General features: G+C 63.5%; 2 protein-coding genes (1 of these 2 only partly in view). Both read left to right on the forward strand.

Annotated elements, in window-relative coordinates; all coding sequences use genetic code 11:
- A protein-coding gene (locus tag CKW17_RS01855; RefSeq protein WP_095118443.1) for a non-ribosomal peptide synthase/polyketide synthase crosses the window boundary here: on the forward strand, nt 1-16614 show its 3' portion. It extends 1224 nt beyond the left edge of the window; 16614 of the gene's 17838 nt are visible here — the last part of the coding sequence; the start codon falls outside the window, past its left edge; it ends in the stop codon at nt 16612-16614.
- A 66-nt stretch (nt 16615-16680) separates the two neighbouring features.
- The gene (macA, locus tag CKW17_RS01860; RefSeq protein ID WP_095118444.1) at nt 16681-17829 is read left to right on the forward strand and encodes a macrolide transporter subunit MacA; all 1149 of its coding nucleotides are present in this window, start codon (nt 16681-16683) and stop codon (nt 17827-17829) included.

Consider the following 17829-nt stretch of genomic DNA (forward strand, 5'->3'; position numbering starts at 1 on the left):
GTGCGTGCGGCGGTGGAGACGACGCACAAACGCCTGACCACGCTGATGCGCCACGAGCACGCGCCGCTGGCATTGGCCCAGCGTTGCAGTGGCGTGGTCGCGCCGACGCCGTTGTTCAGTGCCTTGCTCAATTACCGTCACAGCCACACGGCGGCGACGGCCAGTGCCGAGGTGCTTGCCGCCTGGGAAGGCATCAGCACGATCAGTTCCGAAGAACGCACCAACTATCCGCTGACCCTGAGCGTCGATGATTTCGGCGATGCCTTCAGCCTGACCTTGCTGGCCACCACCGAGGTCGATCCACAGCGCATCTGCGATTACTTGCACTGCGCCCTGGAAAGTCTGGTGCTGGCGCTGGAGCAGGCGCCCGATACCGCAATCAACCAGTTGCCGATTCTGCCGGCGGCCGAGCGCGAGCAGGTGCTGTTGGCGTTCAATGCCACTCAGGCCGACTACCCGGCAACGTTGACCATTGCCCAACGTTTCGAGGCGCAAGTGGCGCAGCGACCAGAAGCGCTGGCAGCACAGTTCCTGGGTGAGCAATTGAGTTATGCCGAACTCAACCGGCATGCCAACGCCTTGGCCCATCACCTGATCGCGCTTGGGGTGAAGCCTGATGATCGCGTCGCCATCGTCGCCCGCCGTGGCCTCGATACGCTGGTCGGGCTGGTCGCCATTCTCAAGGCCGGCGCCGGTTATGTACCGGTCGACCCGGCGCACCCGGCCGAGCGTCTGCACTACTTGCTCAGCGACAGCGCCCCCGTCGCCGTGCTCACCCAAAACAATCTGCGTGGGCGCTTGCCGGCGCTGACGGTGCCGGTGATCGATCTCGACCCGCTGACCTGGCCGCTCAGCGAAACTTCTGATCCGCACGTGCCAGGCCTGACCGCCGCGCACTTGGCCTACGTGATCTACACCTCTGGCTCCACTGGCCTGCCCAAAGGCGTGATGGTCGAACACCGCACTTTGTCGAATCTGGTCGATTGGCATTGCAGCGCGTTTGATCTGTGCGCCGGGCGCCACACCTCAAGCCTTGCCGGGTTCGGTTTCGACGCCATGGCCTGGGAAGTCTGGCCGGCGTTGTGTGCCGGCGCGACCTTGCATCTGGCACCGACGCACGAGGGCAGCGAGGATATCGATGCGCTGCTCGACTGGTGGCGCGCGCAGCCACTGGACGTGAGTTTTCTGCCGACGCCAGTCGCCGAATATGCTTTCAGCCAGAACCTTGAACACCCGACGTTGCGCACACTGCTGATCGGTGGCGACCGCTTGCGTCAGTTCAGCCGCAATCAGCAATTCGATGTGATCAACAACTATGGCCCGACCGAAGCCACCGTGGTCGCGACCTTCGGACGCATCGAGGCGGGCGACGCCTTGCACATCGGTAAACCGGTGGCCAACGCCTCGGTCTACCTGCTCGATGAGCAGCAGCGTCCGGTGCCGATTGGCGTCATGGGTGAGTTGTATGTTGGCGGCGCCGGGGTTGCCCGCGGCTATTTGAATCGCGCCGATCTGAGTGCGGAGCGCTTCCTTCACGACCCGTTCAGCGCCTTGCCGAATGCGCGCATGTACCGCACCGGTGACCTCGCACGCTGGCGCGCCGACGGCACGATCGAGTACCTGGGGCGCAATGACGATCAGGTGAAAATCCGTGGCGTGCGCATCGAGCTCGGCGAAATCGAAACCCGCCTCAATCAGTTGCCCGGCATTCAGGAAGCGGTGTTGCTGGCGCGCGAAGATGAACCCGGCCAGCCACGCCTAGTGGCGTATTTCACCGAGCAGAGTCAGGTCGAACCGCTGGCGGTGGCCGAGTTGCGTGCGCACCTGTTGACTCAGTTGCCGGAGTACATGGTGCCGGTGGCCTTCGTCAGACTCGACGCACTGCCGTTGACCGCCAATGGCAAGGTTGACCGCAAGGCCCTGCCGAAACCCGAGCGTGCGGCGCTGTTCACCCGCGAATACGAGGCGCCGCACAACGAACTGGAAAGCGCCTTGGCGCAGATCTGGGCGCAGGTGCTGCAGGTCGAGCGAGTAGGGCGTCAGGACCACTTCTTCGAACTCGGCGGCCATTCGTTGCTGGCCATGCGCATGGTGTCCCAGGTTCGCCAGCGCCTCGGCGTGGAGCTGGCGCTGGGCGATCTGTTTGCCAACGCCGAGCTGGCTGCGGTTGCCGAGGCGGTGGCGCAGGCCGGGCGCAGCACGCAACCGGAGATTGTCGCGGTGGCCCGTGACGGCGCCTTGCCGCTGTCGTTCGCTCAGCAGCGCTTGTGGTTTCTCGCACAAATGGAAGGCGCCAACACCGCGTACAACATTCCCATCGGCCTGCGCCTGCGCGGGCAGTTGAATGAGCACGCGCTGCAACATGCCTTGGCGCGCATCGTTGCGCGGCATGAAACCCTGCGCAGCCGTTTCGCCCAGTTCAATGACGAGGCGCAAGTGCTGATCGCCCCGGTCGACAGCGGTCTGCTGCTGCGCGTCGAAGACCTGCGCCAGCACCCGCAAGCCGACCAGACCTTGGCGGCGCTGATTCAGGGCGAAGCCTCGGGGCCCTTCGACTTACAGGACGATGCGCTGATTCGCGGTCGGTTGGTGCGCCTCGCTGATGATCATCATGTGCTGCTGTTGACCCTGCACCACATCATTTCCGATGGCTGGTCGATGGGGGTTCTGACCCGCGAACTGATGGCGCTGTATCAGGCCTTCAGCCACGGTCAGCCGGATCCGCTGCCGCCCCTGGCGCTGCAATACAGCGATTACGCGGTGTGGCAGCGGCGCTGGTTGAGCGGCGAGGTGCTGCAGCGCCAAAGTGAATACTGGCAGCAGACCCTGGCGGGCGCTCCGGCGCTGTTGACGCTGCCGACTGACCGCGTGCGCCCGGCACAGCAGGATTACGCCGGCAGCACCGTCGACGTGGTACTCGACGAACGCCTGAGTGCCGGGCTCAAGGCTTTGGCCCAGCGTCACGGCGTGACGATGTACATGCTCATGCTCAGTGCCTGGGCGAGCCTGTTGAGTCGTTTGTCCGGGCAAGCCGAAGTGGTCATCGGTTCGCCGGTCGCCAACCGTACCCGCGCCGAGATCGAAGGCCTGATCGGCATGTTCGTCAACACCCTGGCGCTGCGTATCGATACTTCGGGCGAGTTGAGCACCGAGGCGCTGTTGGCGCGGGTCAAGGCGCGAACGCTGGAGGCGCAGGCGCATCAGGATCTACCCTTCGAGCAAGTGGTGGAAATCACCAAGCCTGCGCGCAGCATGGCGCACAGCCCGTTGTTTCAAGCGATGTTCAGTTGGGACAGCGGCCACGGCGCCAGCCTGAGCCTGGGCGAGCTGACGCTGGAAAGCGTCGCCGAACCGAGCCACTTTGCCAAATTCGATGTGTCGCTGACGCTGGCAGACGCGCCGGGCGGGATTCGCGGTGTGCTGGAGTACGCCATCGCCTTGTTCGATGAGTCGACCATCGAGCGTTACGTCGGTTACTTCCAGCGACTGTTGCAGGCGATGGTCAGCAATGATCAAGCGGTGCTGGAGCAGGTGGCGTTGTTGGCGGATGACGAGCGTCAGCATCTGCTGGTTGAGCTGAACGCAACCGCCGTCGCCCACGATCTCGAGCAGACCGTTCATGGTCGCTTCGAGGCGCAGGTGTTGCGCACGCCTGACGCTGATGCCGTGGTGGCCGGTGAGCTGCGTTTGAGTTACGCCGAGTTGAACCGTCGCGCCAACCAGCTCGCCCATCACTTGCGCCAGTGCGGCGTGGGCCGCGATTCGCGGGTGGCGATCTGCGTCGAGCGCGGGCCGGAGTTGTTGGTCGGTCTGCTGGCGATTCTCAAGGCTGGCGGCGCTTATGTGCCGCTCGACCCGGGTTACCCCGCCGAACGTCTGGCCTACATGCTTGAGGACAGCGCGCCCGTGGCGGTGCTGGTGCATGCGCCGACGCGTGCGCTGATCGGCGAGTGGGCGGGCGTGCGGGTCGATTTCGACCGGTGCACCTGGCAAGACCTTGCGCAGAGCAATCCGCAGGTGCCGGACTTGAGCGCGGCGATTCTGGCCTATGTGATTTACACCTCCGGCTCCACCGGCACGCCGAAAGGCGTAATGGTCGAGCACCGTAACCTGGGCAATCTGCTGCACTGGAGCGCCGGGCTGTGCCCGCTTTCGACCGGCGCCGCGCTGCTGCAGAAAACCCCGTTCAGTTTCGACGCCTCGGTGTGGGAGCTGTTCTGGCCGTTGAGCTGCGGCATGCGCCTGGTTCTTGCCGGCCCCGACGATCACCGCGATCCGGTCGCGCTGGTGCAACTGATTCGTGAGCAACAGGTCAACGTCATCCAGTTTGTACCGGCGCTGTTGCAGCAATTCCTTGAAGTGGAAGAAGTCGGTGAGTGCAGTAGCCTGAGCGATGTGTTCTGTGGTGGCGGTGAGCTGACCGCCGCGTTGGTGCGCAGCGTCCGCGAGCGTCTGCCGCAGGTACGCCTGCACAACGTTTATGGCCCGACCGAAGCCACCGTCGACAGCACCGTGTGGACGCTGGAGCCTCATTCGCCGGTACCGCAAGGCGCGCCGCCGATTGGCAAACCACTGTGCAACACCCGCGTGTACATCCTTGATGCTCATCAGCAACCGACGCCGTTGGGTGTGGTCGGCGAGATGTATCTGGGCGGGGTGCAGGTGGCGCTGGGGTATCTGAATCGGCCTGAGTTGACGGCCGAGCGCTTCCTCGACGATCCATTCAGTGATCAGCCCGGCGCGCGTTTGTACCGCACCGGCGATGTCGCACGGTATCTGGCCGATGGCAACATCGAGTATCTGGGGCGCAACGACGATCAGGTCAAGATCCGTGGTTTGCGCATTGAACTGGGCGAGATTCAGGCGCATCTGGCGCATGTCGACGGCGTGCGTGAAGCTGCCGTGCTCGCTCGCGACGACGTGCCGGGCGATCAGCGATTGGTGGCGTACTACAGCGGCGAGTGTTTTGAGAACGATCAGCTGCGAAGCCAATTGCTCACGCATCTGCCGGATTACATGGTGCCTGCCGTGTTTGTGCATTTGCAGGCCTTGCCACTGAGCCCCAACGGCAAGCTGGATCGTCAGGCCTTGCCGGCCCCTGACCAGTCGGCTCTGCTGACCCGCGAGTACGAAGCGCCGGTCGGTGAAGTTGAAACCGTGATCGCCGGTATCTGGGCCGAGTTGCTCAAGGTTGAGCGGGTCGGGCGCTTTGATCATTTCTTCGAGCTGGGCGGCCACTCGTTGCTGGCGGTCAATCTGGTTGCGCGCATGCGCCGGGCCGGCCTGTCGGCGGATATTCGCGTGCTGTTCGGCCAACCGACGCTGGCCGCGCTCGCTGCGGCAGTGGGCGGGGAGCCTGAAGCGGCGGTGCCGGCCAATCTTGTTCCGGCCGATTGCACGCGCATCACGCCCGAACTGCTGCCACTGGTGGCGCTGGATCAAGCGACGATCGACCGAATCGTCGCGAGTGTCCCCGGCGGTGCGCGCAACGTGCAGGATATCTACCCGCTGGCGCCGTTGCAGACCGGCATCCTGTTCCATCATCTGTCGGCCGCGCAGGGTGATCCGTACGTGTTGCAGGCGCAGTTTGCCTTCGCCGATGAACAGCGTTTGCAGGCCTTCACCGAGGCACTGCAACGGGTGATCGAGCGCCATGACATTCTGCGTACTTCGCTGTTCTGGGAGGGTCTGGATGAGCCGGTGCAAGTGGTCTGGCGTCAGGCTTCGCTGAGCTGTGAGGCCTTGGAGTTGGACAACGGCGCGGGCGATGCGCTGAGCCAGTTGCGTGACCGCTTCACCATCGATAACTACCGCATGCCCGTCACCGAGGCGCCGCTGATGCGCGTGGTGTACAGCCGCGATGTGTCCAATCAACGCATAGTGGCGTTGTTGCTGTTCCATCATTTGGTCATGGATCACGTGGCGCTCGAGGTGTTGCAGCACGAGATGCAGGCGTTTCTGCTGGGCAACGCCGGGCAACTGAGCGAGCCGGTGCCGTATCGCAATTACGTGGCGCACACCCAGGCCGGTCTGAGTGAGCAAGAGCACGAAAGCTTCTTCCGCGAAATGCTCGGCGCGATCGATGAGCCGACCTTGCCCTACGGGCAAAATATTGCCCATGACAGTCCCGCGCAAGAAGCGCAGTTGACGCTGGAAAACACCCTCAGCCACAGCGTGCGGCAACAGGCACGGCGCTTGGGTGTCAGCGCCGCCAGCCTGATGCACCTCGCCTGGGCGCAGGTGCTGGGGCAATTGTCCGGGCGCGACGCCGTGGTGTTCGGCACCGTCTTACTCGGGAGATTGCAGGGCGGTGAAGGCTCGGAACGCGCGCTTGGGGTGTTCATCAACACCTTGCCGCTGTGCATCGAACTCAACGCGCACAGTGTCAAAGGGGCGGCGCTGGCCACCCATGAACGCCTGAGTCAGCTACTCGCTCATGAGCACGCACAACTGGCGCAGGTGCAACAGTGCAGCGCGATGCCGTCGGGTACGCCGCTGTTCAGCACGCTGCTCAACTATCGTCACAGCACCCCGGTCGGGCCGATATCGGCCGAGGTGCAAGCGGCGTGGCAGGGCATGCAATTGCTGGCAGCCGAGGAGCACACCAACTATCGCCTGACCCTCAGCGTTGATGATCTCGGCGAAGACTTCCGCCTGAAGGTATTGGCCGGGGCGGGCATTGATGCACAGCGTATCTGCGGGTACATGCAAGCTGCGTTAAGCGTGTTGCTTGAGGCGCTGGAGCACACGCCGCATGTGGGTTTTGATCGGTTGTCGATCCTGCCGGTGCTCGAGCGTGAACAGTTGCTGGCGGGCTTCAACGCGACCGAAGCCGACTACCCGCGTGGGCTGACGATTGCCCAGCGCTTCGAGTCGCAGGTCGCCGAGCGTCCACAAGCGGTGGCAGCGGTGTTTGCCGGGCAGCCACTGACTTACTTGCAGCTCAATCGCCAGGCCAATGCGTTGGCGCATCACTTGATCGAATCAGGCGTGAAACCTGATGATCTTGTTGCCATCGTCGCCCGCCGCGGTCTGGAAACGTTGGTCGGTCTGGTCGCCATTCTCAAGGCTGGCGCCGGTTATGTGCCGATCGACCCCGCGCATCCTGCCGAGCGGATCAGCTATTTGTTGAGCGACAGCGCGCCAGTCGCCGTGCTCACTCAAAGCGATCTGCACGAGAAACTGCCGGCGCTGACCGTGCCAGTGATCGATGTCGACCTGTGCGCATGGCCGGCGCAGGCGCAGCACAACCCTGCGGTGCCGGAATTGAGCGCTGCGCATTTGGCCTACGTGATCTACACCTCGGGTTCGACCGGTCTGCCCAAAGGCGTCATGGTCGAGCATCAGACGCTGTCCAATCTGGTCGACTGGCACTGTGAAGCGTTTGATCTGCGCGCTGGCAGCCACACCTCAAGCCTTGCCGGGTTTGGCTTCGATGCGATGGCGTGGGAAGTCTGGCCGGCGCTGTGTGTGGGTGCGACCTTGCACTTGGCGCCGACCCATGACGGCACCGAAGACATCGACGCCTTGCTCGAATGGTGGCGCGGGCAACCGTTGGATGTGAGCTTCCTGCCAACGCCGATTGCTGAATACGCGTTCAGCCAGAACCTCGATCACCCGACTTTGCGCACCTTGCTGATTGGTGGCGACCGCTTGCGCCAGTTCAACCGCGACCAGCGCTTCGCCGTGATCAACAATTACGGCCCGACCGAGGCCACGGTGGTCGCCACTTCCGGGCGTATCGACGTCGGTGCGGCGTTGCACATCGGCAAACCGGTGGCGAACGCTGCGGTTTACCTGCTCGACGAGCAGCAACGCCCGGTGCCAATGGGCGTCATGGGCGAGTTGTACGTTGGTGGCGCGGGGGTGGCTCGGGGTTATCTCAACCGCGCCGATATGACCGCCGAGCGCTTTCTGCACGACCCGTTCAGCCCCTTGCCGAATGCGCGCATGTACCGCACCGGTGACCTTGCCCGTTGGCGCGAAGACGGCTCGCTCGACTACCTGGGGCGTAACGACGACCAGGTGAAAATCCGTGGCATGCGCATTGAACTGGGGGAAATCGAAACCCGCCTCAATCAGCTCCCCGGTATCAACGAAGCGGTGCTACTGGCTCGCGAGGACCAACCCGGCCAGCCGCAACTGGTGGCGTATTTCACCGAACGGGCGGGGGCCGAGCCACTGGCGGTGGCTGAATTGCGCGCGCAGTTGCTCATGCAGTTGCCGGATTACATGGTGCCCGCCGCGTTTGTCCGGCTCGAGGCTTTACCGCTGACCGCCAATGGCAAGGTCGACCGCAAGGCGTTGCCGAAACCTGATCTGGCCGCGCTGCCGATTCGCGAATACGTGGCGCCGCAAGGCCAACTGGAAACCGCACTGGCGCAGATCTGGGCCGACTTGCTGCAAGTCAGGCAGGTCGGTCGTCACGATCACTTCTTTGAGCTCGGCGGTCATTCGCTGTTGGCGATGCGCATGGTCTCGCTGATCCGTCAGCGCCTCGGGGTGGAACTGGCGCTGAATGATCTGTTTGCCGACGCGCAATTGAGCGCAGTCGCTGAAGTATTGAATCGTGCCGGGCGCAGCACATTACCGGAGATCTTGCCGGCACCACGTGATCAGGCGCTGCCGATGTCCTTCGCCCAACAACGCCTGTGGTTCCTGGCGCAGATGGCGGGTGGCAACTCGGCGTACAACATTCCTCTGGGCCTGCGCCTGCGCGGTCACCTCGACGTCGATGCCCTGCAATCGGCGCTGGCGCGGATCGTCGCCCGTCACGAAACCCTGCGCAGCCGTTTCATCCGCCTTGACGACAGCGCCCACGTGTCGATTGCCCCGGTCGACAGCGCTTTGCTGTTGCGCGTGGACGACCTGCGCCAAGACCTGCAAGCCGAGCGCTCCGTGCAGGGATTGATGGCGCAGGAAGCCTCGACAGCGTTTGATCTGCACAACGATCCGTTGATTCGCGGACGGTTGGTGCGCCTGGCCGACGATCACTGTGTGTTGCTGTTGACCGTGCATCACATCGTCGCCGACGGTTGGTCGATGGGCGTGCTGACCCGCGAGCTGATGGCGTTGTATCAAGCGTTCAGCCACGGTCAGCCTGATCCGCTGCCGCCACTGACCCTGCAATACGGCGACTACGCGGTGTGGCAACGCCAGTGGCTCAGCGGTGAAGTGCTGCAGCGGCAAAGCGACTATTGGCAGCAGACTCTCGACGGCGCGCCGGCCTTGTTGACGTTGCCCACCGATCGCCCGCGACCGGCGCAGCAGGATTACACCGGCGGCAACGTCGAGGTGTTGCTGGACGAACGCTTGAGCACTGGCCTTAAAACGTTGAGCCAGCGTCACGGCGTGACCCTGTTCATGACCCTGATGAGCGCCTGGGCGCTGCTGATGAGTCGTCTGTCCGGGCAAACCGATGTGGTGATCGGTGCGCCGGTGGCCAACCGCAGCCGCGCTGAAATCGAAGGCTTGATCGGTATGTTCGTCAATACGCTGGCCTTGCGCATCGACACCTCGGGCGCGGTGAGCGTCGAAGCGCTGCTGGCGCGGGTCAAGGCGCAGACACTGACGGCGCAGGCGCATCAGGATCTGCCGTTCGAGCAAGTGGTGGAAATCGCCCGGCCGCTGCGCAGCCTGGCGCACAGCCCGTTGTTCCAGACCACGCTGAGCTGGGACAGCAGCGTCGGCCCGCAACTGGCGTTGGGCGATTTGACCCTGGAGGGCGTTGCCGGGCCGGGCGAGTTCGCCAAGTTTGATCTGACGCTGACACTGGGTGAGGTCAACGGAGTGATTCGCGGCTCGCTGAACTACGCCACGGCGCTGTTTGATGCGTCGACGATTGTGCGTTACATCGGTTATTTCGAGCGCCTGCTCGAAGCAATGATTGCCAGTGATCAAGTGGTGCTGGAAAGCGTGCCATTGCTGGCGGCGGATGAGCGTCAGCGCTTGCTCGGCGACTTCAACGCCACAGCGCGTGACTACCCGCAAACGCTGACCGTGCACGGAGTATTCCAACAGCAGGCTGCGGCGCATCCCAAAGCTGTGGCGGCAGTGCATGGCGCACATTCACTGAGCTACTTTGAACTCAACGCGCAAGCCAACCGCCTGGCCCATCACCTGATCGCTCACGGCGTGCAGCCGGGCGATCACGTGGCGATCCTGCTGCCGCGTTCGCTGGAGTTGCTGGTCGCGCAACTGGCCATTGCCAAATGCGCGGCGGCCTATGTGCCGCTGGACATCAATGCACCGAGCGAGCGCCAGGCGTTCATGGTCGAGGATTGTCGGGCGGTGGCGCTGCTGACTTTGAGCAACGAAGTCATCGACTACGCCGCGCCGCGTATCGATCTGGACACGCTGACCCTCAACGGTCAGCCGACGCACAATCCAAACCTGCTGCAGTCCTCCGAGGCGCTGGCGTACATCATGTACACCTCGGGTTCTACCGGCACGCCGAAAGGGGTGATGGTGCCGCACCGGGGCATCGGCCGCTTGGTGCTTAATAACGGTTACGCCGATTTCAATGCGCAGGATCGAGTGGTGTTCGCCTCGAACCCGGCGTTCGATGCGAGCACCATGGACATCTGGGGGCCGCTGCTCAATGGCGGTCGCGTGGTGATCATTGACCATCAAACCTTGCTTGATCCGAATGCCTTTGGCCGCGAACTGCGTGCCAGCGGCGCGACGATCCTGTTCGTCACCACCGCGCTGTTCAACCAGTACGTGCAACTGATTGCGCAGGCGCTCAAGGGCTTGCGCATCCTCTTGTGTGGCGGTGAACGTGGTGATCCGGCGGCGTTCCGTCGTCTGTTGGCCGAGGCACCCGCGTTGCGCATCGTGCATTGCTACGGCCCGACCGAAACCACCACTTATGCCACCACGTTCGAAGTGCAGGAAGTGGCGCAGGACGCCGAGAGCGTGCCGATTGGCGGGCCGATTTCCAACACTCAGGTCTATGTGCTCGATGCGCATCAGCAACCGGTGCCGATGGGCGTCACCGGGGAGCTGTATATCGGCGGGCAGGGCGTGGCGCTGGGTTACCTGAACCGACCGGATCTGACCGCCGAGAAATTCCTCCGCGATCCATTCAGCGACACGCCGGGCGCGTTGCTGTACCGCACCGGCGACCTCGCGCGCTGGCTGGCGCCGGGGCAACTCGATTGCGTCGGGCGCAACGACGATCAGGTGAAGATCCGTGGCTTCCGCATCGAACTGGGGGAGATCGAAAACCGCCTGCTGAACTGCGCGGGGATCAAGGAAGCCGTGGTGCTGGCACGCCGCGACGCTCAGGAGACCCCGCGTCTGGTCGCCTATTTCACCGCGCACGATGGACAACTCGACAGCGTTGAACTGCACGCGCAACTGTCGGCGCGCTTGCCGGAGTACATGCTGCCGACGGCTTGGGTGCAACTGGAGGTGTTGCCACTGAACAACAACGGCAAGATCGACCGCAAGGCGCTGCCGGCGCCGACCCAGGCCGCCATGCTCAGCCGGGTCTATGTGGCGCCGGTCACGGCGCTGGAGGAAAACCTGGCGCGCATCTGGGCCGGGTTATTGCAGGTCGAGCAGGTGGGACGACACGACAATTTCTTCGAGCTAGGCGGGCATTCGTTGCTGGCGATGCGCATGCTGTCGCAGGTTCGCCAACAGCTGGACGTGGAGCTGACCTTGGCCGAGCTGTTCGCCAATCCCGAGTTGGCAGCCGTGGCGCAGGTGTTGAGCCGGGCCGCGCGCAGCACGTTGCCGGAGATTGTCCCGGCAGCGCGTGAGCAAGCGCTGCCGCTGTCGTTCGCGCAACAGCGCCTGTGGTTCCTGGCGCAAATGGACAGTGGCAACACGGCGTACAACATTCCGCTGGGCCTGCGTCTGCGCGGGCGGCTGGATGAAGACGCGCTGCAACGGGCACTGGCGCGTATTGTCGAGCGCCACGAAACCCTGCGCAGCCGCTTCACCCAGATCGACGATCAGGCGCAGGTACTGATCGTGCCAGCCGAGGCCGGTCTGTTGCTGCAAGTTGAAGATTTGCGCCAGCACCCGCAGGCCGATAACGCTTTGCGTGGGCTGATCGAAGAGCAAGCCGGCGCACCGTTCAATCTTGCTCGCGATTCGCTGATTCGCGGACGTCTGGTGCGTCTGGCCGACGATCACCACGTGCTGTTGCTGACGCTGCATCACATCATCTCCGATGGCTGGTCGATGGGTGTGCTGACCCGTGAGCTGGCGGCGTTGTATCAAGCCTTCAGCCATGACCAGCAAGACCCGTTGCCAGCGCTGGCGCTGCAGTACAGCGATTACGCGGTGTGGCAACGCCGTTGGCTCAGTGGCGAGGTGCTGCAGCGGCAGAGCGATTACTGGCAGCAGACACTGGCCGGTGCCCCGGCGTTGCTGACCCTGCCAACCGATCGTCCGCGTCCGGCGCAACAGGACTTTGCCGGCAGCCATATCGACGTAGTGCTGGGCGCGCCGCTGAGTCGCGGACTCAAAGCGCTGTGCCAACGTCGCGCGGTGACGCCGTACATGGTGATCCTCAGTGCCTGGGCGATGTTGCTCAGTCGCTTGTCCGGGCAGACCGACGTGGTCATCGGCTCGCCGGTGGCCAACCGCACCCGCGCCGAGATCGAAGGCCTGATCGGCATGTTCGTCAACACCCTGGCGCTGCGCATCGACACCTCGGGCGCACTCAGCGGCGAAGCGTTGCTGGCGCGGGTCAAGGCGCAAACCCTGGCGGCGCAGGCGCATCAGGATCTGCCGTTCGAGCACGTGGTGGACATCAGCAAACCGCTGCGCAGCCTGGCCCACAGCGCGTTGTTCCAGACCCTGCTGAGCTGGGACAACAATGACGGCCCGAGCGTGCAACTTGGCGACCTGATGCTGGAAGGCGTGGCGGGGGAAAGCCACTTTGTGAAGTTCGACCTGTCGCTGAGTCTCGGCGATAGCGCCGATGGCGTTCGCGGCTCGCTGCGTTATGCCACGGCGTTGTTCGATGAATCGACGGTGCGGCGTTTTGTCGGTTACTTCCAGTGCTTGCTCGCTGCGCTGGTGAGCGATGAACAAACGCTGCTGGAGCAGGTTCCGTTGCTGGCGCAGGACGAACGTCAGCGCCTGTTGCACGACTTCAACGCCAGCGAAGTCGATTGCCCGCTGGAACAGCCGTTGCACTGCTTGTTTGAAACGCAGGTACGGGCTAAACCCGAGGCCATCGCCGTGCAGTCCGAAGCCGGGTGCCTCACCTATCGCGAACTCAATGCGCGGGCCAACCAACTGGCTCATCACTTGCGCGAACAGGGCGTGCAGCCGGATTCACGCGTGGCGATCTGCGTCGAGCGCGGGCTGGATCTGGTGGTCGGTCTGCTCGGCATTCTGAAGGCAGGCGGGGCGTATGTGCCGCTGGATCCGGGGTATCCGGCGGAACGTCTGGCCTACATGCTCAAGGACAGCGCGCCGGTCGCGGTGCTGGTGCAAGCGGCGACGCGTTCGCTGTTCGACGCGCCTGCAATGACCTTGATCGACCTCGATCAAGGTCATTGGCAGCAGCCCGATCACGATCCGCAGGTGCCGGGCCTGAGTGCCGCGAACCTCGCCTACATGATCTACACCTCCGGCTCCACCGGTCTGCCGAAAGGCGTGATGATCGAGCATCGCAGCGCCTGCAACATGGTGCATTGGGGCTCGCAGATCAGTGCGCCAACCGAGCATGGTGCGTTGCTGCAAAAGGCACCGTTCAGCTTCGACAGTTCGGTGTGGGAGATCTTCTGGCCACTGTGTTCCGGTCTGCGTCTGGTACTGGCGCGGCCGGACGGCAACCGCGATTCGGCCTATGTGGTGCAGGCGATTCGCGAGCACCAAGTGACGGTGGTCAAGTTCGTGCCGGCGCTGTTGCAGGACTTCATCGAGCAGGAAGGTGTCGAGCAGTGCAGCAGCCTCACCGATGTGCTCAACGGTGGCGGCGAACTCAGCGCAGCGCTGGCGCGGCAGGTGCGAGATCGCCTGCCGTGGGTGCGTTTGCACAACGTTTACGGCCCGACCGAAACCACGGTCGACAGCACCGGCTGGACGCTTGAACCGGATCAACCGGTGCCGCACAACGCGGTGCCAATCGGCAAGGCGCTGAGCAACACGCGCGTGTATATCCTCGATGCTTACGATCAACCGGTGCCGAAGGGCGTCAGCGGCCAGTTGCACATTGGCGGTGTGGGTGTGGCGCGCGGTTATCACCGATTGCCGCAGATGCAGGCCGAGCGTTTCATCGACAGCCCGTTCGTGGCCGGTGATCGGCTGTACCGCACCGGCGATCTGGCGCGCTACAACAACGACGGTGATCTGGAATTCCTCGGGCGCAACGACTTCCAGATCAAGCTGCGCGGCTTGCGTCTGGAGCCGGGTGAAATCGAAGCGCGGCTGATCGAGCATCCAGCAATCCGCGAAGCGGTGGTCATGGTGCGCGATGAACGCTTGGTGGCCTGGTACACGTTGCGTGCAGGGATCGAAACGCCAAACCTGGAGGTCTTGCGTGCCCATGTGTTTGAGCGTTTGCCGGAGTACATGGTGCCCGGCGCCTACGTGTTGCTCGACGCATTGCCGCTGACCCCCAACGACAAGGTCGACCGCAAGGCCTTGCCAGAGCCGGGCGCCGACGCGGTGATCAATCGTCCTTATGTGGCGCCGCAAGGCGAGGTGGAAACCGCGATGGCGCGTATCTGGGCCGAAGTGCTCAACGTCGAGCAGGTCGGTCGTCACGACAACTTCTTCGAGTTGGGTGGGCATTCGTTGCTCGCGGTGCGGCTGGTCAATCTGCTACGACGCGGCGGAATGCAGGTGTCACTGGCCGAATTGTTCCAGCACCCGAGCATTGAGTCGGCGGCAGCGTTGCTCGCTCAGGATGAAATGGCCGGACTGCCGGAAGGGCTGGTCGTGGTGCGAGCCGGAGATACCGGTACGCCGCTGTTCCTGGTGCATGAATTCAGTGGTCGCGATGTGTATTTCCCGACGCTGGCGCAGCACATTGGCGGCGAGTTTGCGATTTATGGGCTGCCCGGCGTGCCGTTTGGTCAGCCACAGCTACGCACAATCGAATGCATGGCCACGCGGATGGCCGGGATCATCCGATCGGTGCAGCCACACGGGCCGTATCGTCTGGCAGGCTGGTCGTTCGGCGGGGTGCTGGCCCATGAGGTCGCTCAACAATTGCTGGGTCAGGATCAACCGGTGGACTTCATCGGCATGCTCGACAGCTATGCGCCCAACTCACTGGCCCAGGACAAGGCGATGTGGAGCGGCAAGGATCTCGACAAGCGCCAGTTGCTCGGGCATTGCCGCGGGCGTGCGCTGATGCTCGGTGCCGATGGCGCCACCGCGTTGGCGGCGGTCGAGGCTCTGGAGGCCGAGATGGAGCAGTTGGATTTCCACGCGCTGTTCCACCGTTGCCAGGTGCAGCAACTGACCGATCCGGAACTGGCCACGGTCAGCGCGACCGATGCCTGGCATTACTTCGATCGCGAGGCGGCGCATCGCTTGGCCTTGGCGCATTACCAGGTCAGCCCGGCGAGCCAGACGATTCATCTGTTCCGCGCGCAGGCGCTGATGGACGGGCAGTCTGTGCCAAGCCCGACACGCGGTTGGGAGGAACGCTTCGACAGTCGTCTGTTGCAGTGCATCGATATCCCCGGCGATCACCGCAGCATGATGAAAAATCCGCATATTCAAGCGTTGGGGCAGGCCATCACTCAGGCACTTGAGGCCTTGGTCGCGCCCGCCACGGCTGTGTATCAGCCGCTGCTGACGATCCAGACCGGGCATGTGGGGCATGCGCCGATTTTCTGCGTGCCGGGGGCAGGTGACAGCGTCACCGGGTTCATTCATCTGACCGAAGCGATCGGGCCGGAGTGGCCGATCATCGGCCTGCAACCGCGCGGGCTGGACGGCAGCAGTGTGCCGCACAGTCAGGTCGAAGCCGCTGCCGCGTTTTATCTGCAGGCGATCGCGCAGGCTTACCCGCAAGGCCCGGTGCACCTGATCGGCCATTCCTTCGGCGGTTGGGTGGCGCATGCCATGGCGGCGCAGTTGCAAGCGGCCGGGCGCGAGGTGGCTTCGTTGACGTTGATCGACAGCGAAGCGCCGGGCGGCAACGGCACGGCAGGCAAACCGTACACCGGTACGGCGGCGCTGGAGCGCTTGATCGACACCCTGCAACTGTCCAGTGGCAAGTCGCTGGAGATCGATCCGCAGGTGTTTGCCGACGCTGATGACGTTACGCAAATGCGCTTGCTGCATGCCGGGATGGTGCACGCCGGCGTGCTGTCGGAGCGCGCCGCGGCGGATGCGATGCACGGCCCGGTCCGCACCTTCGCCACAGCCTTGCGCACGGTCTATCAACCGCAACAGGCCTACACCGGGCCGGTGCGGCTGGCGCTGGTCGATGACCCGACGCTGGATGCCTGGGGCAATCAGCGCGAGCAAGCGGCGATGGTCGAAGGCTGGCAGCGCCAGGTTGCGGATCTGGCGGTGTGGTACGGGCCGGGCAACCACTTCACGATTCTCAAGGCGCCTAACGTCTTCAGTCTCGCGGCGTGGTGGCATGACGGCCTGAAGGTGCCGGCCGGCCAAGTGGTTTCCTGATTGTTGTTTATCTACCAGAGCCCGGCCGCTGGCCGGGCTCACCCCTGAACGGACTTGTGGTTATTTATGGAAAAGTCGAAGTTGCGCAAAGTCGGTATGGGTTTGGCGTTAGTGGCAGTAGCGGGATTGGCGTTCTACGCGGTGCAGGCCCCGGCCGAGGCGCCGCAATACCTGACCGCCCCGGTTGAACGCAGTGACATCGAAAACGCGGTGCTCGCCACCGGGTTGCTCGAAGGCATCAAACAAGTGGACGTTGGCGCGCAGGTGTCCGGGCAATTGAAGTCGCTCAAGGTCAAGGTCGGCGACAAGGTGAAGAAGGGTCAGTGGCTGGCGGAAATCGATCCGTTGGTATTGCAGAACACGCTGCGTCAGGCCCAGGTCGATGAGGAAAACCTGCAAGCGCAAAAACGCGCCACTCAGGCTCAACTGAGGCAGACCAAAGCGATTTACGAGCGCTACAAGAACTTGCAGGACGACGCGTCGATCTCGCGCCAGGATTTTGAAACCGCCGAGTCGGACTATCAGGTGCAGCAGGCCAATCTGATGTCGCTGGATGCGCAGATCAAAAGCGCGCACATCCAGATCGACACGGCCAAGGTCAATCTGGCATACACGCGGATTGTCGCGCCAATCGATGGCGACGTGGTCGGCGTGGTCACTCAAGAAGGGCAAACGGTGATCGCCAGCCAACTGGCGCCGGTCCTGCTGAAACTGGCGGATCTGGACACCATGACGGTGAAAGCGCAGGTGTCCGAAGCCGATGTGATTCACATCGCCCCGGGGCAGGAGGTGTACTTCACCATTCTTGGCGAGGACAAACGCTACTACGCGAAACTGCGCGGCACGGACCCGGCGCCACAGAACTTTCTTGAAACGCCGCCCGCCGGTACGCCGAAGCAAAGTAGCGCGGTGTTCTACAACGCCTTGTTCGAGGTGCCCAATCCCGACCATCGTTTGCGCATTTCGATGACCGCGCAGGTGCGCATTATCCTCGACACCGCCAAGGCTGTGCTGACCGTGCCGGTCGCAGCGCTCGGCCCGCGTAACGCCGATGGCAGCTTTCCTGTAAGGGTGCTCGACGCCAAGGGCCACGCGCAGTCGCGCAATGTGCAGACCGGGATCAACAACAATGTCAAAGTGCAGATCAACGACGGTCTGGCGGAAGGCGATCGCGTGGTGATCGGTGATCCGCTGACGAATGTGGCGGGGGCCTGA

Source organism: Pseudomonas sp. Irchel s3f10, assembly GCF_900187515.1.
GTDB classification, from domain to species: Bacteria; Pseudomonadota; Gammaproteobacteria; order Pseudomonadales; family Pseudomonadaceae; genus Aquipseudomonas; species Aquipseudomonas tensinigenes.